Here is a 22,255-nt window from a genome sequence, read left to right on the forward strand (position 1 = left end):
CTTCTGCCACAAAACACTAAGCAAATAAAGGTTTTAGCTATGTTAGGAGCAATCATTGGAGATATCATTGGCTCAGTATATGAGTTCAACAATAAGAAGCAGAAAGACTTTCATCTCTTTACCCCGATGAGTCGGTTTACAGATGACACTGTGATGACTTTGGCTGTTGCAGAATGGCTAACAGAAGACAAGGAACACAGTGAAGAAGGGCTTGTACTGCGAATGCAAGACTTGGGTAGACGTTATCCTTACGTTGGTTACGGCGGTGGTTTTAGGCGGTGGCTGTACAATCAGCAACCAAAACCTTATAACAGCTATGGGAATGGGGCGGCTATGAGAGTAAGCCCTATTGCTTTCTATGCACAGAGCTTAGAGGAGACCTTAAGACTTGCTACTATCTCAGCAAAGGTTACTCATAATCATCCAGAAGGTATAAAAGGTGCCAAAGCAATTGCCTCCGCAACCTATCTTGCACGCACAGGAGCATCAAAAACAGAGATAAAAGCTTATGTGGAGGCAAATTTCAAATATAATTTAAACCTGCAGTTAGACCATATCCGTTCCATTGTCTGCGATGCTATGAGTTGTCAGAAAACTGTTCCAGCAGCTATTTGGGCATTTTTAGAAGGCGAGGACTTTGAGGACGTGATACGTATTGCTGTCTCCTTGGGCGGTGATTCAGACACAATAGCAGCAATGGCTGGAAGTATTGCACAAGCTTTTTATGGTCTTCCTCTAAAGCTTGCCACCTATTGTTACGCACTGCTAACACCATACTTACGCACTATTCTCAATAAGTTCGAAGAAAGTATAGGAGTACTTGCTCCCGACCCTTTCGACATTGAAAGATTTATCAAGGCTCAGAATGCTGACAACACCTACCAACGAGCGTTGGAAGAAATGCAGCGAGGGCATAAAACCTCACACTGGATATGGTTTATCTTCCCACAACTAAAAGGACTTGGACATAGTCGCTATTCACAATATTACGGCTTAGCTGATGCGGACGAAACTCGTACATTCCTTGCAAACTCATGCTTGAATAAACGACTGCGTGAGATAACCTGCACCCTACTGACACATAAAGACAGAAACATAGAACAACTTATGGGCAGTTATGTTGATGCTTTAAAGCTAAAATCTTCAATGACATTATTTGATGCTATTAGTCCAAATGATATCTTTTCAGAAGTTCTAAAAACATTTTACAATGGTGAGAAGGACCACAATACGATAAAAAAGATAGGCTAAAACGTGGAGAAACCTTATCAAAACATCCCTCTTACATTAAGATTTCATTCTCTTTTTCTTCTTTTCTTTTATAAGAAACAACAGAACATTCAGCAAAAATACTTACCTTTGTTGTTATAAAATAAATATTCAATGAGCACGATTATCTATCCATCCCCTATATTTGGACCAGTTCACAGCCGTCGTTTAGGTATTTCCTTAGGCATTAACTTGATGCCAGCAGACGGTAAGATATGCACATTCGACTGCATATATTGCGAATGTGGCTTCAACAAAGATCACCGCACAAAGACGCCCCACCCTACTCGTGAACATGTTGCGGAAGCTTTGGAAACCAAGTTAAAGGAGATGCAACAAGAGAATATTCACCCTGATGTATTGACTTTTGCAGGTAATGGCGAGCCTACCTCCCACCCACACTTTGATGAAATCATTGACGACACAATCCGCCTACGTAACAAATATTGCCCACAGGCTAAGATATCTGTCCTCAGTAACTCTACCTTTATCCACCGTCCGAAGATTCATGAAGCACTATCAAAGGTCGACAATAACATTCTGAAACTCGATACCATCAATGCTGAATATATCAATAAGGTAGACCGTCCTACGCAGCCTTCCTATGATGTAAAAAGAATCATTGCAGATATCAAGTCTTTCAACGGACAAACAATTATCCAAACAATGTTTATGAAAGGGACTACTGAAGACGGATATGATGTTAACAACACAACCGAAGCCTTCGTTGCACCGTGGCTTGAGACAATCAAAGAGATTGCTCCCCGTGAAGTAATGATTTACACCATCGATCGTGAGACGCCCGACCAGCACCTGCAAAAGGCTACACGCGAAGAATTAGATGCTATCTGTGATCGTGTCATCGCATTGGGAATCCCTTGCACAGCATCATATTAACGTTTCTCTATTCTTAATATCCCTATCACGGAAAGATTCCTATTATAGAAAAATATCCAATACGAAAGTATAAACCAAACATAATGGACACACTTTTGATGTGCCTATTTTATTTTGACGAATGTATAAATCCTCCGTCTCTCTTACTTATAAAACAAATTACTTTAAGTTTAGTTGAGGGTTACTTGCATTACCAGAAGCCTACAGAGCCTACTGAAATGTCATAACTTTTCTTATTCCTACAATCTCAATACATGCTCTTTTGGCTTCTAAAAGACGCCTTATTGACTTGCAAAAGGTGCCCTTTTGAGGTCTAACTAACGCCCTTTTGAGGCCCAATTAAGCACCTCTTACTTTACTACTTTGTAACTAACTGATTCGCTGTTGATTGCAAACTTGCTCTTTACACGCGTTTTAGTCTTTATTTGTAGCTATTTTACCCAAATTTATGTCATGATTTTTCAAAACATTATCTACGAAATTTAAAGCACAAATCAGGCACCAGTTTAACCCAAATTAATAAATGAATTAAATAAAAAAGAGAGCCAACCTCACGGCTGTCTCTCCCCATCATAAAATTTATAGGTATGAAAATTATAATTTACTGATAATTCCTTCTTCTGTACCTCGCACGAATTCGAGGATGTTACGGATAGCAGGTGAGTCTGGTACCTGCTGTTCAATCTGGATACAAGCATCAAAGACCGATGTCTGACCGTGGAACAACAGACGATAAGCATTCGCAATATGCTTAATTACCTTATCATCAAGTCCTGCAGTCGTACTGATAGTGCTGTTTACACCATTAAAGCCAATAGGCGCTCCCCCAGCTATAACATAAGGAGGAACATCCTTAGAGAAGGTTGTACCAGCTTGTACCACAGCATATTCACCTACACGAGTATTGGCTTTCTCAACAACATTAGATGAGATAAGAGCACCAGTACCAATGTTACAATCACCAGCCACCTTTGCGCCATAACCAAAGACACAACGGTCACCAACAACAGTGTCATGACTGATATGTGCACCTTCCATCAAGAAGTTGTTTGAACCAAGAACTGTCTTACAACCACGATGTGTAGCACGATTGATGACAACATTCTCTCGAATAATATTATTATCGCCTATAATCAGTTCGCTCTTTTCGCCCACAAACTCAAAGTCCTGTGGCAAGGCAGCGAGTACTGAGCCTTGGTGAATCTTGTTGCCGTTACCCATACGAGTACCATTTAAGATACTCACAAAGGGGAAGATAATACAGTTATCGCCAATGACAACATCATCCTCTATATATACAAATGGGAATATCTTACAGCCGTCTCCTATCTTTGCTTTTGGAGAAATATCAGCTTTTGGACTAATTTCGCTACTCATAATCTTAAATATTTAATTTTTCAGTATCTACCGACAATCACCTTCAAGGGCAGCCTTATCAGTTATGTCGGTAATCATAATTATAACGTACTAATGAGAATTTTGCTCAGAATGATTCTGAATTGTAACTTGGAAGTAATCATAATTATGTATTATGAATTGTGAATTATGAATTACTTCGCACCTCCACCTAAGGCTTTGTACAGATTGACTATTGACTGAAGCTTTGTAAACTGCTCCTGAACCTGTGAGATTTCAGCATTAAGCAGACTCTGCTGTGCGGTAATAACCTCAAGATAAGTACTTGAACTCTGAGTATAGAGCATCTGTGTGTGCTCAACATTCTTCTTCAAAACATCAATCTGTTGCTGACGCAACTGCTCTTTTTCATTAGCAGCATTGTATGCTACAAGTGCATTGCTTACCTCTGAGCCAGCCTTAAGAATACTATTCTGCCATGTGTTGTATGCCTGCTTGTACTTATCTTCGGCAACACGCAAACCTGCTGTCAGCTGACCACGCATAAAGATAGGCTGTGTAAGGCTACCCACAACACTTAAAAGGAGTTTACCTGGGTTCACCATACCACCACTATTAGTCCAAGCCCCAGTAGGAGAAATGGTCAATAATGGATAGAAACGGCTGCGAGCTGTCTGAACATTATAGAAGCACTGTGCCAAAGCCATTTCGTTTGCATGTACATCAGCACGATTGCTCAATAGCTGTACACCGATACCACCTGCAAAGTTAGCTGGCAGACTCTGATTGTCAAGACTACCACGTGCTACGGTCTGAGCAGGCTCACCAAGGAGTAAGCTAAGCGTATTCTCTGTCTCACGAATCTGACGACGGATATCTGCAGCCTGTGTCTGAACACTGTAGAAAGCAGCCTCAGCACTCTGTACACTCGTTGAACGAGCACGACCAAACTCCATCTGAAGTTTCATCACATCCCAAGTATTCTTGGTCAGACCTAACATGTCATCGACAATCTGCCTTTGACGGTCGAGCATTAAGAGGGTATAATAAAGATTAGCGACACTACTTATAAGCGTTGTCTGTGCATAAACCTTATAATCTTGTGCCTGCATCATCGTCATCTGAGCAGCCTTCTTTGAAGAACGCAACTTACCAAAGAGGTCTACCTCCCAACTCGCTGCAACAGGAAGAGTATAAGACTGAGTTGATGATGTATGTGTACCGAAATGAGAAATAGTTCCTGTCGGTGCAAAGACTACTGATGGTAAAAAAGACAACTTAGCCGCTTTAACCTGCTGCTCAGCAATATCAACATTCAATGCAGCATTAAGTAAGTCTGGATTATTATTAAGCGCCTTCTCAATAAGAGTCTGCAGATGTGGGTCAGTAAAGACACTGCGCCATGGCAGATTACCAAAGTCATTAGCACCCTCAAGCGCAGCCTTGTCATCAATAGGGTCGCGAACAATGCCACTCATTTTCACGTCAGGGCGTTCGTAATTGCCATAGAGACTCTTACAGCCTGTCAGTAACAGGGCTGCAAGAGCTATGATGATTATATTTAATTTCTTCATTGTTATTCCTTTATTAGTGTCTACTCTTCAATCTTATAATCCGTTGCAGGTCCCTTTGAGAACTGCTCGAGTTCCTTGATTACATCACGGCTTGCCTCATCCTCAAATACGAGAGGCTTAACACGCTCCTGTAAGTACTGGAAGAAGGCGAACAGAGCTGGTACAACGAATACCTGACAGAGCGTACCGATAAGCATACCACCGACAGCAGCTGCACCCAACGTCTGGTTACCATTACGACCTACACCACTTGCAAACATCAATGGTAACAAACCAATAATCATTGCAAGAGAGGTCATAAGAATAGGACGCAGACGAGCACCAGCACCTAAGATTGCTGCATACTTAATCGCCATACCTGTACGACGACGCTCAAGAGCGAACTCTACAATAAGAATAGCATTCTTTGCCAACAGACCAATCAACATAATCAGTGAAATCTGCATATAGATATCATTGTTATGTCCGAAGATCAACGTAAAGATAAATGCACCAGACAAACCGATAGGAATAGAAAGAATTACAGCCAAAGGAAGGATGTAACTCTCATACTGAGCACTCAAAATCAAGTAAACGAATACGATACAAAGAACGAAAATCATTGCGGTAGAGTTAGATGACTCCTGCTCTGAACGAGTCAGACCAGAGAACTCATAACCATAACCCTGTGGCAACACTTGTTTTGCAACCTCCTCTGCAGCCTGAATAGCCTGACCTGAAGAATAACCATCAGCTGGTGTAGCACTGATAGAGATAGAGGTAAAGAGGTTGAAACGAGTAATGTTTGATGGACCATAAACACGCTTCAATGTGCAAAACTCACTTACAGGTGCCATTCCACCAGCTGTTCTTACATAGATATTCGTCAGTCCACTCTCACTCATACGACTCTCAACCGTGCCTTGAATCATAACACGGAAGAGCTTACCATAAGAGTTGAAGTTTGAAGCATACATACCACCATAATATCCCTGCAATACTGAGAGAATTGCAGCTGGTGATGTACCAGCCTGCTTTGCCTTTGCCACATCAACATCAACCATATACTGTGGATAGTTAGGATTATAAGTGGTAAGTGCACGGCTGAACTCTGGACGCTTATTCAATGCAGCTAAATAATCCTGTGCTACCTTATAGAACTTATTAAGATCGCCACCTGTCTTATCCTGCAATACAAAAGAAACACCATTTGATAGACCATAACCAGGAATCATCGGAGGACCGAAAGCAATAATCTGTGCTCCCTTGATACTTGATGTCTGCTTGTAAATCATACCCAAAATCATATTCGATGATGTTGGATCGATAAACAGACCAGCTATACCTGCGCCATCAAAGACAGACTTAATACGATCTATCATTCCATACTCACGCTCGGCAAATGGCTTTAGCTTAATAATAAAGGTTGACTGGTTAGAACCCTGTCCAGCGATGAAGTTGTAACCTACAATCTGCTCACGGCGCTCAATATATGGGTTGCTTGCCAACATTTTGTCAATCTGGTCGGTCACCTTCTGGGTTTCAACCTGTGATGTACCCGGTGGCAAACTAATCATTGCAAACAATGTACCCATATCCTCATTTGGAACAAGACCAGTCTTAGTGAAATTCATTGTCAGAACAAGCGCAACAATACCCAAAACAACAGTGAGGCTTGATATCCAACGGTGATTTATAATCTTCTCAACAACCTTCTGATACTTGTTGTTAATCTTATCATACTGGGTATTGAAAGCCATGTGGAAACGGTCAACACGTGACAGTTTCTTGTGCTCCTCATCCTTGCTATGTGGCTTCAGGAAGATAGCACAGAGCGCTGGAGAAAGTGTCAAAGCATTCAAAGCAGAGATGACGATAGACACAGCCATCGTAACACCAAACTCACGATAGAATGTACCAGAAGTTCCACCAATAAAGGATACAGGAACAAACACGGCTGACATCACCAAAGTAATAGAGATAATAGCACCAGAGATTTCGTTCATTGCATCAATAGCTGCTGTCATAGCGCTCTTATAACCTAAGTCGAGCTTTGCATGTACAGCCTCAACGACCACGATGGCATCATCGACCACAATTGCAATTGCCAACAGCAACGCCGAGAGTGTCAGCAGGTTGATGGAGAATCCGAATACCCAAAGGAAGAAGAAGGTTCCTATCAAAGCCACAGGAACTGCAATCATTGGAATTAACGTTGAACGAATGTCCTGCAAGAAGATATACACAACGAAAAATACCAATAAAAGAGTTATAAACAATGTAAAGACCACCTCTTCGATTGAAGCAAAGAGGAACTCTGTTACGTCCTGCTCAATTGTAACTTTCATGCCCGGCGGCATCTGCTTCTGAGCATCAGCCAAGGCAGTCTTCACATCATCTGCAATCTGTGTAGCATTTGAACCAGCAATCTGGTTTACCATACCAATAACAGCAGGACGGCTGTTGTTCTTCATCATAACTGAATACTGCAGACCACCTAACTCAACCTTTGCTACATCGCGCAAGTGAACTGTTTGACCATTGGTATTGCTTGAGATGATAATATTACCATACTCCTCAGGGGTCTTCAGACGACCTTTGTAACGCATGGTATATTCAAACTTCTGATTACTCTGCTCACCAAATGAACCCGGTGCAGCCTCGATATTCTGCTCTGCCAAAGCCATAGATACATCTGATGGAACCAGCTTATGCTGCTTCATCTTATCAGGATACAGCCAAACTCGCATAGAGTAGGTCTTCATACCCGGTGTCTGTACGTCACCAACACCATTGATACGCTTCAACATTGGCACGATATTGATATTGTTATAGTTCGTCAAGAACTCGTCATCATATCGTCCGTCATCTGTTGTCAATGAATACATCACAACGTTTGAACTCTGACGCTTTGATACCGTCACACCCACACGTGTCACCTCAGCTGGCAACAATGCCTGTGCTTGTGACACACGGTTCTGTACGTTGACAGCTGCCATATTTGGATCTGCACCCTGCTTGAAGTAAACCGTAATCATTGCCATACCAGCATTGGTTGCGGTTGATTCCATATAGGTCATGTTCTCAACACCGTTGATACTTTCCTCCAATGGTGTGATAACAGAATTCAGCACGGTCTGTGCATCTGCTCCCTGATAAAATGTCGAAATCGAAATCGTAGGAGGGGCAATATTCGGATATTGTTCAATAGGCAGTGATACCAATCCAATGATACCCAAGAGTACAAAGAAGATTGATATAACCGTTGACAATACCGGTCGTTTGATAAAATTCGTAAATGTCATAATACCTAATTGTTTATTTAGGGTTTGTAAATATCGAATGAGCTAAGCAATTCATCATCACCCCTCATTCAACACCTATCACCTACTTATCTTCTCCCTTCATAGCTTTGAGAAAGCCTGATGCTGAACCTTGGTTCTCGCCAAGTTTCTCTGCTTTCTCAATGGCTTTATCATACTCTGCTGGAGTAAGTGCCGTAATCTTTGCACCATCCTCAAGACTTGAAAGGCCCTTGCTCACAATACGGTCGCCCATTTTAAGACCACTTGTAACAATATAATTGATACCATCATTCTGTGGATCAACGGTTATCTCGGCATAATGTACCTTGCTATCAGCATCAACCTTATATACAAAGATCTTATCCTGAACCTGTACAGTAGCTTCCTGTGGTACCAACAAAGCACGGTTGTTATTCTTTGCGATAACAATCTGACCGCTACCACCACTCTTCAACAAGTGCTCTGGGTTAGGGAAACGGGCAATAACACTCACTGTACCAGTTGTTGCATCTATGATACCACTGGTCTTAACAACTACACCTTCATGGTTATAAGTTGTACCATCAGCTAACATCAAACTAACACTTGGGAAAGACTTGATAGCATTAGCCAAACCATTATTAGTACGGCTAAGCTTTAAGACATCAGACTCTGTCATTGAAAAGTAAACTTCTATAGAAGAAGTGTTACTAACAGTGGTAACAGGCTGTGCAGAAGAAGCACTAACCAAAGCACCTTCCTTATAAGGAAGACTACCAACATAACCTGATGCAGGACTCTTCACATAGCAGAAACCGAGATTATCTTTAGCAGTTGAGAGCATTGCCTGAGCCTGACGAACAGCTGCATGCGCCTGTGTCACTGCTGCATTAGCAGATGCTACGCCACTCTGTGCTTGGCTAACAGCAGCCTGGGCTGTCTCGTATGCATTCTTTGCAGCCTCCAACTCATAATCACCTATTACCTTATTATTATAAAGGTTCTTACTGTTACTATAAGTCAATCGTGAAGTTGCAGCCTGCGCATTGGCTGAATTAAGACTTGCATTAGCTTGTACGACACGAGCCTGAGCACCTGCAACACCACTCTGTGCTGATGCAACCTGAGCCTCGGCCTGACGAACAGCAGCCTGATAAGTAGAGTTATCTACCACGAAGAGGACCTGCCCTGCACGGACATACTCACCTTCATGTACATAAAGTTTCGTGATAAAGCCACTAACTTTTGGACGTACCTCAACATCCTGCACACCCTTAATGGTTGCTGGGAATGTCGTTTTCAACTGTGCATTAGCTGCACTAATTGTAACTACTGGATACTCATCGTTTGTTGGGAGACTTTGTCTACCTCCTCCACCACAACTGGTAAGTAACACTGTCACTGCTGTTATAGCAGACAATAAGATACTTTTTTTCATACCTAAATAAATTATATATTCTTTTTATTATCTCAATTCAACAGGAAAAACAAGGCTTAACCTGTATACTAAAAGTTTATTTATTATTAAGCAAAGTACGATAAAACTATAATTCTATAGTATAGTTTTGAGCGTACAAATTTAATATTATTATTTAATTCAACTCTGTTTATAACTTCTTTTTTAACAATAATTTCTATACCAACCCTAATTCCTTTGCCTTTTCTCGTAATAAAGCTAAAAGCGGTTCACGTTCATTAGGAACTTTATTATCGAGCACAGCATCCTTTAGCGTTTTTTTCAAAACTCCGACCTCCCTACTCGGCTTCAAATTAAACATCTCCATAATCTCGTTTCCATCAACACAAGGCTGTAAAAGACGCTTATAATCACGGTCTTTCAAGTCCTTTAGTTTCTCACGAACAATACGGAAGTTATCCAAGAAGCGTTGTTTTCGAACAGCATTCTTACTTGTTATATCTGCCTCACAGAGTGTCATCAAGTCATCAATGTCGTCACCTGCATCATTCATCAATCGACGTACCGCAGAGTCGGTCACCTCTTCATCAGCAATAGCAATCGGACGCATATGTAAGTCAACTTGTTTCTGCACATACTTCATCTTGCTATCCATCGGGAGTTTAAGACGACGAAAGATAGTTGGAACCATTTTTGCACCAACAAAGTTATGGTTGTGGAAGGTCCAACCTACTGTTGCATCCCAACGTTTACACTTAGCCTTACCGACATCATGCAACAATGCCGACCAACGCAACCAAAGATTATCCGTATGCTTACAAATATTATCTAACACCTCTAAGGTGTGATAGAAGTTATTCTTATGTGCACGTCCATTTCTTGTGTCTACAACATCAAGTGCAACAAGCTCTGGAAGGATGAGTTGTAAGAGTCCACAACGATACAACTCTATAAAGCCCTTACTTGGAGTTGCCGTCATCATTATCTTATTCAACTCTTCCTCAATACGCTCTCCACTAATAATCTTGATTCGTTCTGCATTACGCTCCAAAGCCTCGAAGGTCTCGTCTTCTATGAAAAAGTTAAGCTGTGTAGCAAAACGTACACAACGCATCATACGCAATGGATCATCTGAGAAGGTTACATCAGGATCAAGTGGTGTACGGATAATACCATCCCAAAGGTCATCAATACCTCCAAATGGGTCTACCAATTCTCCGAAACGTGCTTTATTCAAGCATACCGCCATCGCATTAATCGTAAAGTCACGACGATTCTGGTCATCTTCTAATGTACCGTCTTCAACTATTGGTTTCCTGCTGTCGTGGCTATAACTTTCCTTTCTTGCTCCGACAAATTCAACTTCGATATTCTTGTACTTTACTTGTGCTGTACCAAAATTACGGAAGACTGACAAATGTGCCTTCTTACCCAAGATGGCTTTCAATTCACTTGCAACCTGAATACCACTCCCAACAACAACGACATCAATGTCATTTGAAGGACGTTCCAAAAACAAATCACGAACGTAACCACCTACGACATAGCATTCTAATCCAAGTTTATCGGCTGCTGTTGAAATATGATGAAATATATCTTTGTCTATAAGCTGTGCCAATTCGGCATCTGAAAGATCTCGCATAATTAAATGTTATCTGTGTATGAATAGCCATGCAAAGATACGCATTTTAGTTAAGCCACACAAATAACTAACCTGTTTTGATAAGACCCTCAAAAAATAGTTCGCGAACAATCTTAAGAAAGTTCGCGAATTCTATTTGATTTATTCTTGATTAAAGCTAATCCTTTACTATAAACAATTTGCGGAGAGAGGAGAAGGCCCTCAACTCCCCCGAAAGAGGAAGAACCCCATTTGCAGAATATTCGCTATAAGGCTTACCTTATAAGGTTTACGCTCAAAATCTTTGCTGTGTGCCGTTTGGCTTATCATTCACAATAATACATTCAAACATGTGGGGGTATCTCGGTGTTCACTCCCCTCTCCAATAGGAGAGGGGTTGGGGGTGAGGCCGCTTGATTGGTTTAGCCTTCTGGCAAAGGTCCAGGAGTCTTTCCGCCCCCTTCTTCCTTAGAGCCCGATTTTTCCTCTTTCACTGTCTCATACGAGTTCTCGCGCAGCGCAGCCTTCAGTTCTACACCTGGCGTAAACGTTACGCGCGGCTTGATGGTCTCTGTCTTAAAAGCCTTTTCCGTTGCAGCCCCCTCGCTTGACAGTGTCAAGCGCATCGTGCCAAACTCGCCCAGCTGCACGCTAAAACCGTCACGAAGATAATGAGGCAGACAATCCATAAAGTTCGACAGTACGTTCTCAATGTCACCACGCGTCAGCGAAGAACGCCCCGCAATGTCATGCGCAATATCATGCAGACTTTTCTTGCCCAAATTTACGGGATTAGCATAGAGTTTTACCTCTGTTTTCTTTTGCGGATTCTTCCGCGCTACTAATTTGATTCTCATAATATCAAATATTTTTAAAAGTGAATAAATTATTTATAAGGGAGTTTCCCTTGGAATTTATATCCTACGAAAAAGTATTTGCTTATTTCCCCATTCAACCCTCTATTACTTCCGTTCAATCAATGACTGTTAGTCTAGAGTAGAGTCTAGGAAGATAAAAAATACATACGGTCAGAAGAAAATTTTTCTTTGAGAAAAATATTTTTTCATACGGTTCCCCGTAAATTTCTAACCGTATTAAATTTACGGGGAACCGTATAAAAATTTTCTTTCCTTCGCAGTCTAATTTCAGCAAGTCGTTTTCCTCACAGTTCAACTTGCTTTCGTCATTGACAAAATATACTTTCGTGCTCCATGAAATGTACTTTCGTCAAAATGGCTTTTAAACTTTGTTGAAATCTTACTCGAATGCCTGTGCCCTGTGTCCAGCATAACGTTGATTGATGCCTACACTAATAGAACTATTAGTGATTTCGAGGTAGTATGCAAGTAAATTACTACCACCATTAACTGGACTAGCGCTAGACGACCAATAATAGCCCCAATCACCACAGTTAAGCAATTTTCCCTGAAAACCTCCATAAGTTCCTATAGACGGTAAAAAGAAAAATTTACTTATCTCAGAAGCAGACGGTAGGATGTTGGAAACAGTAGTATTGCTTGTAGTATTTTGAGTAGTACGCCAATCAGTACCATCATAAGCATGCTCTTTATCATAACCACTAATGTAAGCTTTCTTCTTCAACCATACGCCACTTTTATATAAGTGCCCCATAGTTGTCCATACCTCGTCATGATCCAAGCGAGGGTCGCCCTTCATACAGTACCATGACATCTCATTGACATTGGGGAGAGTCTGAAAGAAAGGAGTTGTCGCATCATTTCTTACATACATACCAGGATTACTGTCGTTAAACCAGCGGGTTGGATCTGTCGCTTTACTTTGTGGATAGAATGTAGAAGCTGTAGCACCAGGTAAATAATATCTGAGAGTTGGCTGCCATAGAGGATTGTTATGTGTCCATTCGTAACCTTTCCAGTATTGATCCTGTGCATCCCACATATAGTAATGATCGCCGTCGTAACTGGTTACGTTGAGATCGGCCGTCATATCGTAGTAGGTATTCTTTGCATAATTGAAAGAACTTAGTGTTTTAGTAATAGTACCTTCTACTTCAGTTGCTACATCCCTCACCCAATAACGTATTTTAAGTGTATGTGTACCGGGCTTAATAACCATGTAAGCACCGTTAGTACTTACACTGGAAGAGGTAGTGTTGAGTGGGAAGCCGTTAGGGTTACTACCCCATCCTCCAGTGGTGAGTATAATTTTTTTACCACTACCAGAACCAGTCAGTTCGCCTGTTGTAGAGTTGAGAGTATAGGTATCGGTGATATCGTTGTCAGAGGTTACTTCAACCTTTGTAAGGTAGCAGTCTCTCAGAACTGTATTGCTTGTGTAAGGCTGAAAGACAAGGATAGCTGCCTGATGGTCAAGTGCAAAAGCAAACGAACCGTTTGACTGTTTCGATGCATCAGCCGTTCCGCAGTCACCTGATACGCCGAGGTAAACAGTTGAATTTGGTGTTTCTTGAAACTGAGAGGCTGAAATAGTTACTTGGTCATTGCTACCGTTTCTACCAGGATAATAAACCTTATAAGTTGTGCTATTTTCAAATTTACCAGGCACCTTAAATTTGAAAGAAGCAACTTTGGCAGATGGTGCGTTATTACTTTTTTGCCATGTGCCGTCGTCGTCCTTTACATAAATATAGTCGCCTGCTTCCCAAAAGAAATCACCACTGGTGTAGTCCATTGAAGTGCGGGTCTTAGCCTCGTCACCTGCTACGAAAGTTGTTAGATTCTTGTCGTTATCAGTCTCTGTACTTGTTGTACCCTGTGCTACATCTTCATTGGCACACGAAGCGAACACCAAAGCGAGCCCACAGAAAGTTGCGAACGAAAGCAGGCGTGTCTTAAATAAATTCTTTTTCATTGTCTGTCTTTTCTTTTTTGATTCTGTTTTCTTTTTTATTAATAACTCTCTTACTTAGTCTTCCCATGGAGAAGAAGTACCCTTGCTACTTTCCTCTATGTCTTCCCACTCTGCTACGGCCTTAGCACTTGATGGACCTGAAGCGTGATGTCCAGGCTTGTGCTGGCTTGGGAAAGAGGTAGCCATAAGACTAGTTTCTTCACTCATCTTTGCTATCTGGCACTGTGGCACGAGATAGGCTTTTCTTTCTTTTGTTTTCATCATCTTTTTGATTTGATTAAAATAGTTGTTATTTACTCTCTATGTGGCTTTGTCGCTCACCTTTTATTATATACATCCTGACGAACTCATTTTTTATCCTTTCTGATTGCTTGCCCTCTCCCTCTCTACAGGCAGACAGCATATCACTGCTGCCTGCCCGAGAAATCAACGAGAGAAAACAAACTATTATCAGAGAATTACAATTATCTTTTGCAGTAAAATCAATGCTTAAAACGTTCTTATTTTGCCTTCTTGATAGCTCGCAAACGGGCACAAAAAAGCGAACAAAGGAAACTCTGTGAAGTCCTTTGTTTACAACGGTTACGCCACGCTTCGCGCGCGCGTAGGATGACAGAAAAAAAGTATGATTAAACGCTAGGTGCGCCTGTGTGTGTGTGTGTGTGTGTGTGTGTGTGTGTGTGTTAGCAAAATATCTGAAACTACCAAATATAAAGCACTAAAAAAGGCAAAGAAATCAAAGTTTCTTTGCTGTGCTGGATTGGCTGGATATGTCATTGCTAATTGTTTCACGCCGCAAAGATAAGAAGAAATATTGGAATAATAAAAAAATGTAGAAGAAAAATATATAAATCATGAAAAGAAAGCAGAACTGTGAGCTATATATGTGGACTATCAGCAAGAAGGATGGGATTAGTTGGTAATTCATTCGTTTATTACAATGAAATTCTGTATTTTTGCAGTCAAATTGATTCACAATAATGGCAAGTCAACTGACAAAGACACAGCAGGAATTTCAAGATGTACTCGCAGAGTGCAGAAGTCTCTTTGAAAAGAAGCTCCACGACTATGGTGCTTCATGGCGTATTTTGCGCCCTTCTTCCCTTACTGATCAGCTTTTTATTAAGGCGAAACGCATCCGTTCTTTGGAGATTACGGGTGAAAGTTTGGTGGGTGAAGGTATTCGCCCAGAGTTCATCGCGCTGATAAACTACAGTATCGTAGGACTTATCCAGTTGGAAAAAGGCTTTGTCGACAACGTTGACATGACACCTGATGAGGCATTAGCACTATACGATAGCTACGCAAAGGAATCTTACGAGCTGATGATAAAGAAGAATCACGACTATGGCGAGGCTTGGCGCGATATGCGTGTCAGCAGCTATACCGACCTTATCTTAACAAAGATTGAACGCATTAAGGAGATTGAAGACCTTGGCGGTGCAACACTCGTCAGCGAGGGTATCGATGCCAATTATATGGATATAATGAACTACGCTGTTTTTGGAGCAATCAAACTACATGAATAAAATAAAGTCCATACTGGTAAACTTCAGCCGTGCCCTACTTGCTTTGACATTCATCTTTTCGGGTTTTGTCAAAGCGATTGACCCTTTAGGTTCGCAATATAAGATTGCAGAATACTTAGAGGCGGTGCAGTTGTCGGCATATATTCCAGATTGGGCACAATTGATTTTATCAGTCGGACTATCAGCAATAGAGTTCACCTTGGGTGTGATGCTCTTGCTTGCTATCCGTCGCCGACTCGCCAGCAAGTTATCACTCATCATGATGGTAGTGATGACGCTTGTAACCCTTTGGCTTACTGTAAGCAATCCAATACAAGACTGTGGATGCTTCGGTGATGCCATTCATCTCACGAATACGCAGACATTCATCAAGAATCTAATCCTCTTGACAGCAGCCATCATCCTTGCATGCTGGCCACTTTATCAAATACGCTTTGTATCAAAAACAAATCAGTGGATAGCCTTTTATTTCACGATTGTCTTTATTGTCACAGCCTCCACACTGAGTCTTTATCATCTACCTATCTTTGATTTCCGTCCTTACTACATCGGACAGAATATCAAAAAGGGAATGGAAATACCCAAAGGGGCTAAGCTAACGACTTATAAGACGACCTTCATCTGTGAGAAGAATGGCGTAACAAAAGAATTCACTGAAAATGATTACCCATACGATGATTCAACATGGGTGTTCAAAGACACACATCAAGAGATTCTCGAAAAAGGCTATGAACCTCCTATCCACGACTTTTCAATTACTGACGAAAAGACAGGAGAAGACCTTACTGATAGCATACTAACCAAAGATGGATATACTTTCCTACTCGTAGCTCCAGTATTGGAGCGTGCCGATGATAGTAACTTTGGTGAGATTGATGCTATCTATGAATACGCGAAAGAGAATGGTTATGGTTTCTATGGACTCACAGCAAGTACGGATAAAGCCGTAAAACACTGGCGAGATATTACAGGAGCCGAGTATCCATTCTATACGACGGATGGTACAACCCTAAAAACCATTATCCGAAGTAATCCCGGTTTGGTACTGCTTTATAAAGGCACCATCATCAATAAGTGGAGTCATAATGACCTGCCAAAACAAGCAGAACTAAACGCTCCATTGTCACTTATTGAGGCAGGACGTGAACCAGAAAATAAGACATGGACAAAGATTGTGCTAATCCTCATTTGCTATATCTTCCCGCTGACCCTCCTTATTGTTGCCGACCGCATCTGGTCATGGACACGATGGGTAAGAAAGCGCGAGGAATGGTTGAAGCAAAAAGAGGAGTGGTTAATATAAAAAGAACAATCAAATAAATTATATCAACTTTTAAAACGTAAAAGACAAATGAGAAAGAAAATTGTAGCAGGTAACTGGAAGATGAACGAGACCCTGCAGGAAGGTATTGCTTTGGCAAAGGAAATCAACGACTCATTGAAGGCAGAGAAGCCAAACTGTGATGTTGTTATCTGTACTCCATTCATTCACCTTGCAAGTGTTGCACAGGTATTGGACGCTGAGGGCGTTGCTCTCGGTGCTGAAAACTGCGCTGACAAGGAGAAGGGTGCTTACACTGGTGAGGTTTCTGCCGCTATGGTAAAGAGTACTGGTGCACAGTATGTAATCCTCGGTCACTCTGAGCGTCGCCAGTACTATGGTGAGACAGCAGAGATTTTGAAGGAGAAGGTACAATTGGCATTGGCTAACGGCTTGAAGGTTATCTTCTGCTGCGGTGAGACTCTTGAGGAGCGTGAGGCTGAGAAGCAGAACGAGGTAGTAAAGGCTGAACTCAAGGGTTCTGTATTCCACCTTTCTGCTGAGGAGTGGAAGAACATCGTTTTGGCTTACGAGCCAATCTGGGCTATCGGTACTGGTAAGACAGCTACATCTGATCAGGCTCAGGAGATGTTGGCTTACATCCGCTCTATCGTTGCTGAGAAGTATGGTAAAGAGGCTGCAGAGGACACAACAATCCTCTATGGTGGTAGCTGTAACGCAAGCAATGCTGCAGAGTTGTTCAGCAAGTCTGACATCGACGGTGGCTTGATTGGTGGTGCTTCATTGAAGGCTGCTGACTTCAAGGCTATCATCGACGCTTGGAAGAAGTAATTCAAAGAAAATCTAAGAGGCTGTATCAAATTGCTACTTGGTCAACAACCATTGGCATTTTTGATACAACCTCTATTTCAATTTTTATACACTAAAGAATGAAAAGACTCCTTACAATCATAGTTTTTATGCTGACTGCTGTTGTGGCTGTTAATGCCCAAGGGTCGGTGACGGTGTCGCAGAGTGCCGAGATTGACGCATTGGTGAATGGCAAGAAAGCTTCAAAGAAAAATAATAAAGACCGACAGAAAGTAGAGAGTCAAAACGAGAGCGCACGTCCAGCTATCAAGACGCCAGACACGAGACAGCTAACTGTTCCAAAGCTAAACGAGCATAAGCCAGAAATAGCACGCCCAGACAATAGCACCTTACAACCTGTCAGAACAAAGATTGTAAAACGTTTAGTCAGAAGACCGCACGTCCCTTCATGGGATGAGGTTGAAGACACGCGGATTGTGACCAAACGTATCAAAAAAGGTACACAGAAAGTAAGAGGCTTCCGTGTACAAGTTTATAGCGGTGGTAATACTCGTATTGCTCACCAACAAGCAGACAAAGCAGGACAGAAAGCAAAACAGCTCTTCCCTGAGCAGCCTGTTTACGTACATTTCTATCCACCACGTTGGATGTGTCTTGTTGGTAACTTCACCAACTATGAGGCAGCAAAGAAGATTATGCGAACACTCCGAAAGGAAGGCTATCCACATGCTAACGTCATCCGAATGATGGTGAGCATTAAGACAACACAACCTGTAGATTTCTAAGGTTTATTCCACCTTATTATCATAAAGAGAACCCTAACAAATACAATTAATCAGAAATCAAAATAATATGACGCCAGAAATACCATTCCGTGAAGGATTAGACGAACTTGCATCACACTACAAGCAGGTGCTTACACTCTTAGGAGAAGACCCTGAAAGAGAAGGTTTGCAGAAAACACCTATGCGTGTTGCAAAGGCTATGCAGGTACTTACACGTGGTTATACACAAGACCCACATAAGGTGTTGACAGATGCTTTGTTTGAAGAGAAGTACAACCAGATGGTTATTGTGAAAGATATTGACTTCTTCTCCATGTGTGAACACCACATTCTTCCGTTCTATGGTAAGGCGCATGTTGCATATATACCAAACGGATATATAACGGGATTGAGCAAGATTGCACGTGTTGTGGATATCTTCTCACACCGTCTACAAGTGCAGGAACGCTTGACAGAGCAGATAATGCAGTGCATCAATGACACACTGAAGCCACAAGGAGTAATGGTTGTCATCGAAGCAAAGCACATGTGTATGCAGATGCGTGGCGTAGAAAAGCAGAATTCTATCACTACAACAAGTGCTTATAGCGGTGTATTTGAATCAAGTAAGACTCGCAATGAGTTCATGGACTTGCTGCGTGGAGAGACCAAGAGAATATAATTAAAGCACTATTATAAACTAAAACTTAAAGACATGAAAAGAACAATGAAAGCAGCGGTAATGCTATTATGTACATTCGCCTTAACAGTGATGACCACTGGATGTTCCAATGACAACAATGAAGTAGAGCATCAGAAAAGTGCAGAACAGGTTCTTAACAATATGGTTGGGATTTATGAAGGAACACTGGGGTTTACCTATGGAACATCCACAGCAACTTCAAGTAGCTTGGGATGGAAGACAAATTGTAAGGTAGATAAGGATCACAATATTATCTTTGATCAATTTCCTTACCACACATTGGCTAATGGTGTATCAAAGAAAGGATTGGTCGGAGTAGCATCACCTTTGCTTGCAAGACTGCAAAAAGTAGAGAACAGTCCACTTAAAATAAAAATTGAAGCTGTTGGATTGAATTATAATAGAACAGAACTTTTTATCGTTCCAGATGTGAAGTTTAATGTAACAGGCACTAAAGAGATATACGAACTATCAGGACAAATTAGACCATCAAAAAACAACTATTATACAATGAGCACATCAGAAATGAACCTAGAGTTCACTGTAAATAAGTTGGTGAGAATTAATAAAGAACATGGGACGGCATTAGTTGAAAATGATTTTGATATGCCTGTGACCTATTATTTGAAAGTAAAAAGAGTTAAATGAAACTGATTTCATGGAATGTAAACGGGGGCTTACCTATATTTTAAGAGAAAGAACCCAAATACAAAAGTTTATGAAAAAGATAATAAAACTTACAGCTATGGCATTATGTACCCTCGCATTATGCCTCACAAGCTGCTCAAAAGACGACAACAATGAAAATATAGGGGGTAAGGAAAAAGAACTAACAAAAGAACAATTCCTTGAAGCACAGACAAAGGTTTTAAACAGTATTCCCGGTAATTACAAAGGTTTTATCAGTGCTGATGCAAAAAATCAGGGGCTTAGTGGTCATATTAAATGGACTGTCAATAGGAATGGCATAGTAGTTTGCAAGAACTTTCCTTATGAAGCTCTTGCGTTTGGAATATCTACTGATGACAACAGCAGCGAAGCCGCTCACCTTTGTTCAGCATTAAAAAAAGCTCCGTTAGCCAACCTTCAGTTCCGCCTTATAGGCAATCCTGACTCTAAAGATCCAGCAGATTTATATGCAACCCCACGTATTACAACAAAAATACAGACCTCTCAGGGTACTTATAACGTAGTCGGTCAGTTACGAAATGATAGACTTAATGCACACTATGATATAAAGTCATCCAGCCTCAATATGAAATTTATAATCTACAGATTGGATAAAGTTATAGAACATCAGGATGGACGCACTGAATATAAACAAGAACAGAAATTCAGCATACCTGTTGAGTTTGAACTAAGAACAATAGAAAAGAAAGAAATACAATGAAGTTTATTTCATGGAATGTAAACGGGCTTCGCGCCTGTGTAGGAAAAGAGTTTGAGCAGCAATTCAAGGACTTGGATGCTGATTTCTTCTGCCTACAAGAGACAAAGATGCAAGCAGGACAGCTCGATCTCAGTTTTCCTGGTTATGAATCTTATTGGAATTACGCTGACAAGAAGGGCTATTCTGGTACGGCAATATACACAAAGCATAAGCCATTGAGCGTGACTTATGGTATTGATATTGATGAGCACGACCATGAGGGACGTGTAATTACACTCGAGATGGAAGACTTCTACCTCGTAACTGTTTATACACCGAACTCACAGGATGGGCTTCGTCGATTGGAGTATCGTATGAAGTGGGAAGATGACTTCCAAGCCTATCTCCACAAACTCGATGAGAAAAAGCCTGTTATCGTATGTGGTGACATGAATGTTGCCCATCAGGAGATAGACCTCAAGAACCCAAAGACAAACCGCAAGAATGCTGGCTTCACTGATGAAGAGCGTGAGAAGATGACCCAATTACTAAGCAATGGCTTCATCGACACCTTCCGTACCCTTTATCCAGAGCAGGTTACTTACTCTTGGTGGTCATATCGTTTCCGTGCAAGAGAGAAGAATACGGGGTGGCGTATCGACTATTTCCTCATCTCAGAACGTCTCAAAGACCGCCTCGAAGATGCTAAGATTCATACTGAGATTATGGGAAGCGACCACTGTCCTGTGGAAATTATCTTGAAATAAGACAATCATATGCACGCCCAGATAAAGACACTACTCTTGATGGCTGCTGTCATGGCAGCCATTATTGTCTATGCTGTTATCCCAACTGAGATAACAATGGGCAGCTATACTATCCGCAAGATAACGCTTGTCAACCTAAGCCGACCGCTTATTGAGAAAACAAAACAAACAAAGCATACCGCTAAAAAGGTACATCGCAACCAAACAATCCTTTTCATTGGAGACTCAATGGTGGAAGGCCTTTCACGTAGGTTGGGTGATTATGCAGGCGAAAACGGACACAAACTATATACCGTCATCTGGTATAGCTCTTCTACAGAACGTTGGGGAACCACCCAAACCTTAGAACACTTCATTGCTGAATATAAGCCAACATACATACTCATCTGCCTTGGCAGTAATGAGCTCTTTATCAACGATCTTGCCAATCGTACGCAATATGTACAACAATTAGTAAAAAAAATAGGTAATATTCCTTTCGTATGGATAAGTCCTTCTGATTGGAATGGCGATACTGGCATTAATGATGTCATAAAGGAAAATGTCGGGAAAGGACATTTCTTTGACAGTCGTAACCTAAAACTCAAAAGAGGTAGCGACCATTATCATCCTACATGGGCAGCAGCTGCCTATTGGATGGATACCGCGGCTAAGTTTATAAGGAGTAAAGAGTGTGCTAATCCGCTACAACTCAACAATCCAAAAGCCCATCACAAGGCAACAAATACAAAGCTTTTGCAACCTTCCTTTGAAGGCTATTAAATAGGAAACAAGCTACAAA

General features: G+C 41.3%; 17 protein-coding genes and 1 pseudogene. 10 read left to right on the forward strand and 8 right to left on the reverse strand.

Features of this window, described 5'->3' with window-relative positions:
* Positions 1–39: 39 nt before the first annotated feature.
* Together J4861_RS09165 and J4861_RS09170 are read left to right on the forward strand one after the other, a co-directional pair.
* On the forward strand, positions 40–1,251 hold the full coding sequence (locus tag J4861_RS09165) for a DUF1810 family protein (protein ID WP_036886406.1): 1,212 nt from the start codon (positions 40–42) through the stop codon (positions 1,249–1,251).
* A 132-nt stretch (positions 1,252–1,383) separates the two neighbouring features.
* Entirely contained in the window at positions 1,384–2,166 is a 783-nt protein-coding gene (locus J4861_RS09170; protein ID WP_211817709.1) for a radical SAM protein, read from the forward strand.
* 594 nt (positions 2,167–2,760) lie between these two features.
* Here the strand turns inward: J4861_RS09170 and lpxA are convergent.
* The 8 genes from lpxA to J4861_RS09210 form a co-directional block, all read right to left on the reverse strand.
* Positions 2,761–3,543 carry an acyl-ACP--UDP-N-acetylglucosamine O-acyltransferase gene (gene lpxA / locus J4861_RS09175; protein ID WP_211817710.1) on the reverse strand — a complete coding sequence of 261 codons (783 nt, stop codon included), beginning with the start codon at positions 3,541–3,543 and terminating at the stop codon, positions 2,761–2,763.
* A gap of 173 nt (positions 3,544–3,716) precedes the next feature.
* Positions 3,717–5,096 carry a TolC family protein gene (locus J4861_RS09180; protein WP_211817711.1) on the reverse strand — a complete coding sequence of 460 codons (1,380 nt, stop codon included), beginning with the start codon at positions 5,094–5,096 and terminating at the stop codon, positions 3,717–3,719.
* Positions 5,097–5,116: 20 nt separating this feature from the next.
* Positions 5,117–8,380 carry an efflux RND transporter permease subunit gene (locus J4861_RS09185; RefSeq protein ID WP_211817712.1) on the reverse strand — a complete coding sequence of 1,088 codons (3,264 nt, stop codon included), beginning with the start codon at positions 8,378–8,380 and terminating at the stop codon, positions 5,117–5,119.
* Between the two features lie 82 nt (positions 8,381–8,462).
* Positions 8,463–9,797 carry an efflux RND transporter periplasmic adaptor subunit gene (locus J4861_RS09190; protein WP_211817713.1) on the reverse strand — a complete coding sequence of 445 codons (1,335 nt, stop codon included), beginning with the start codon at positions 9,795–9,797 and terminating at the stop codon, positions 8,463–8,465.
* Between the two features lie 196 nt (positions 9,798–9,993).
* Positions 9,994–11,418 (reverse strand): CCA tRNA nucleotidyltransferase, encoded by a 1,425-nt coding sequence (locus J4861_RS09195; protein ID WP_211817714.1) that lies wholly within the window; start codon positions 11,416–11,418, stop codon positions 9,994–9,996.
* Between the two features lie 401 nt (positions 11,419–11,819).
* Positions 11,820–12,254, reverse strand: a complete 435-nt coding sequence (locus J4861_RS09200) for an HU family DNA-binding protein (RefSeq protein WP_211817715.1) — start codon at positions 12,252–12,254, stop codon at positions 11,820–11,822.
* 400 nt (positions 12,255–12,654) lie between these two features.
* On the reverse strand, positions 12,655–14,250 hold the full coding sequence (locus tag J4861_RS09205) for a hypothetical protein (protein WP_211817716.1): 1,596 nt from the start codon (positions 14,248–14,250) through the stop codon (positions 12,655–12,657).
* Positions 14,251–14,304: 54 nt separating this feature from the next.
* Positions 14,305–14,514: a hypothetical protein gene (locus J4861_RS09210; protein ID WP_211817717.1), complete on the reverse strand. Its 210-nt coding sequence runs from the start codon at positions 14,512–14,514 to the stop codon at positions 14,305–14,307.
* A 716-nt stretch (positions 14,515–15,230) separates the two neighbouring features.
* Between J4861_RS09210 and J4861_RS09215 the strand changes: the two genes are divergently transcribed.
* The 8 genes and pseudogenes from J4861_RS09215 to J4861_RS09255 all read left to right on the forward strand — a co-directional run bounded on the left by J4861_RS09215 (position 15,231) and on the right by J4861_RS09255 (position 22,236).
* On the forward strand, positions 15,231–15,779 hold the full coding sequence (locus J4861_RS09215) for a DUF1599 domain-containing protein (RefSeq protein WP_211817718.1): 549 nt from the start codon (positions 15,231–15,233) through the stop codon (positions 15,777–15,779).
* Positions 15,772–17,892 (forward strand): annotated as a pseudogene (locus tag J4861_RS13420) (BT_3928 family protein). Before J4861_RS09215 ends, J4861_RS13420 begins: the two are co-directional and overlap by 8 nt.
* Positions 17,893–17,990: 98 nt before the next feature.
* Positions 17,991–18,656 (forward strand): SPOR domain-containing protein, encoded by a 666-nt coding sequence (locus J4861_RS09230; RefSeq protein ID WP_211817721.1) that lies wholly within the window; start codon positions 17,991–17,993, stop codon positions 18,654–18,656.
* A gap of 67 nt (positions 18,657–18,723) precedes the next feature.
* A complete protein-coding gene (gene folE, locus J4861_RS09235; RefSeq protein WP_204866332.1) occupies positions 18,724–19,317 on the forward strand; it encodes a GTP cyclohydrolase I FolE in 594 nt (197 codons plus the stop codon).
* Between the two features lie 33 nt (positions 19,318–19,350).
* Positions 19,351–19,986 (forward strand): DUF4840 domain-containing protein, encoded by a 636-nt coding sequence (locus J4861_RS09240; RefSeq protein ID WP_211817722.1) that lies wholly within the window; start codon positions 19,351–19,353, stop codon positions 19,984–19,986.
* A gap of 70 nt (positions 19,987–20,056) precedes the next feature.
* Positions 20,057–20,728, forward strand: a complete 672-nt coding sequence (locus J4861_RS09245; RefSeq protein ID WP_211817723.1) for a DUF4840 domain-containing protein — start codon at positions 20,057–20,059, stop codon at positions 20,726–20,728.
* Positions 20,725–21,474, forward strand: a complete 750-nt coding sequence (locus J4861_RS09250) for an exodeoxyribonuclease III (protein WP_211817724.1) — start codon at positions 20,725–20,727, stop codon at positions 21,472–21,474. The genes J4861_RS09245 and J4861_RS09250 overlap by 4 nt, the downstream gene beginning before the upstream one ends.
* 9 nt (positions 21,475–21,483) lie before the next feature.
* A complete protein-coding gene (locus J4861_RS09255) occupies positions 21,484–22,236 on the forward strand; it encodes an SGNH/GDSL hydrolase family protein (RefSeq protein WP_211817725.1) in 753 nt (250 codons plus the stop codon).
* The last annotated feature ends 19 nt before the right edge of the window (positions 22,237–22,255 follow it).

Origin of the sequence: Prevotella melaninogenica, from assembly GCF_018127925.1 — a bacterium.
Classification (GTDB): domain Bacteria; phylum Bacteroidota; class Bacteroidia; order Bacteroidales; family Bacteroidaceae; genus Prevotella; species Prevotella melaninogenica_C.

What these genes read in the sequence shown, in the direction of transcription:
- J4861_RS09165 (WP_036886406.1), top strand. Translation starts at nt 40, where the DNA reads ATGTTAGGAGCAATCATTGGAGATATCATTGGCTCAGTATATGAGTTC.
- J4861_RS09170 (WP_211817709.1), top strand. Translation starts at nt 1,384, where the DNA reads ATGAGCACGATTATCTATCCATCCCCTATATTTGGACCAGTTCACAGC.
- lpxA (WP_211817710.1), bottom strand. Translation starts at nt 3,543, where the DNA reads ATGAGTAGCGAAATTAGTCCAAAAGCTGATATTTCTCCAAAAGCAAAG.
- J4861_RS09180 (WP_211817711.1), bottom strand. Translation starts at nt 5,096, where the DNA reads ATGAAGAAATTAAATATAATCATCATAGCTCTTGCAGCCCTGTTACTG.
- J4861_RS09185 (WP_211817712.1), bottom strand. Translation starts at nt 8,380, where the DNA reads ATGACATTTACGAATTTTATCAAACGACCGGTATTGTCAACGGTTATA.
- J4861_RS09190 (WP_211817713.1), bottom strand. Translation starts at nt 9,797, where the DNA reads ATGAAAAAAAGTATCTTATTGTCTGCTATAACAGCAGTGACAGTGTTA.
- J4861_RS09195 (WP_211817714.1), bottom strand. Translation starts at nt 11,418, where the DNA reads ATGCGAGATCTTTCAGATGCCGAATTGGCACAGCTTATAGACAAAGAT.
- J4861_RS09200 (WP_211817715.1), bottom strand. Translation starts at nt 12,254, where the DNA reads ATGAGAATCAAATTAGTAGCGCGGAAGAATCCGCAAAAGAAAACAGAG.
- J4861_RS09205 (WP_211817716.1), bottom strand. Translation starts at nt 14,250, where the DNA reads ATGAAAAAGAATTTATTTAAGACACGCCTGCTTTCGTTCGCAACTTTC.
- J4861_RS09210 (WP_211817717.1), bottom strand. Translation starts at nt 14,514, where the DNA reads ATGATGAAAACAAAAGAAAGAAAAGCCTATCTCGTGCCACAGTGCCAG.
- J4861_RS09215 (WP_211817718.1), top strand. Translation starts at nt 15,231, where the DNA reads ATGGCAAGTCAACTGACAAAGACACAGCAGGAATTTCAAGATGTACTC.
- J4861_RS09230 (WP_211817721.1), top strand. Translation starts at nt 17,991, where the DNA reads ATGAAAAGACTCCTTACAATCATAGTTTTTATGCTGACTGCTGTTGTG.
- folE (WP_204866332.1), top strand. Translation starts at nt 18,724, where the DNA reads ATGACGCCAGAAATACCATTCCGTGAAGGATTAGACGAACTTGCATCA.
- J4861_RS09240 (WP_211817722.1), top strand. Translation starts at nt 19,351, where the DNA reads ATGAAAAGAACAATGAAAGCAGCGGTAATGCTATTATGTACATTCGCC.
- J4861_RS09245 (WP_211817723.1), top strand. Translation starts at nt 20,057, where the DNA reads ATGAAAAAGATAATAAAACTTACAGCTATGGCATTATGTACCCTCGCA.
- J4861_RS09250 (WP_211817724.1), top strand. Translation starts at nt 20,725, where the DNA reads ATGAAGTTTATTTCATGGAATGTAAACGGGCTTCGCGCCTGTGTAGGA.
- J4861_RS09255 (WP_211817725.1), top strand. Translation starts at nt 21,484, where the DNA reads ATGCACGCCCAGATAAAGACACTACTCTTGATGGCTGCTGTCATGGCA.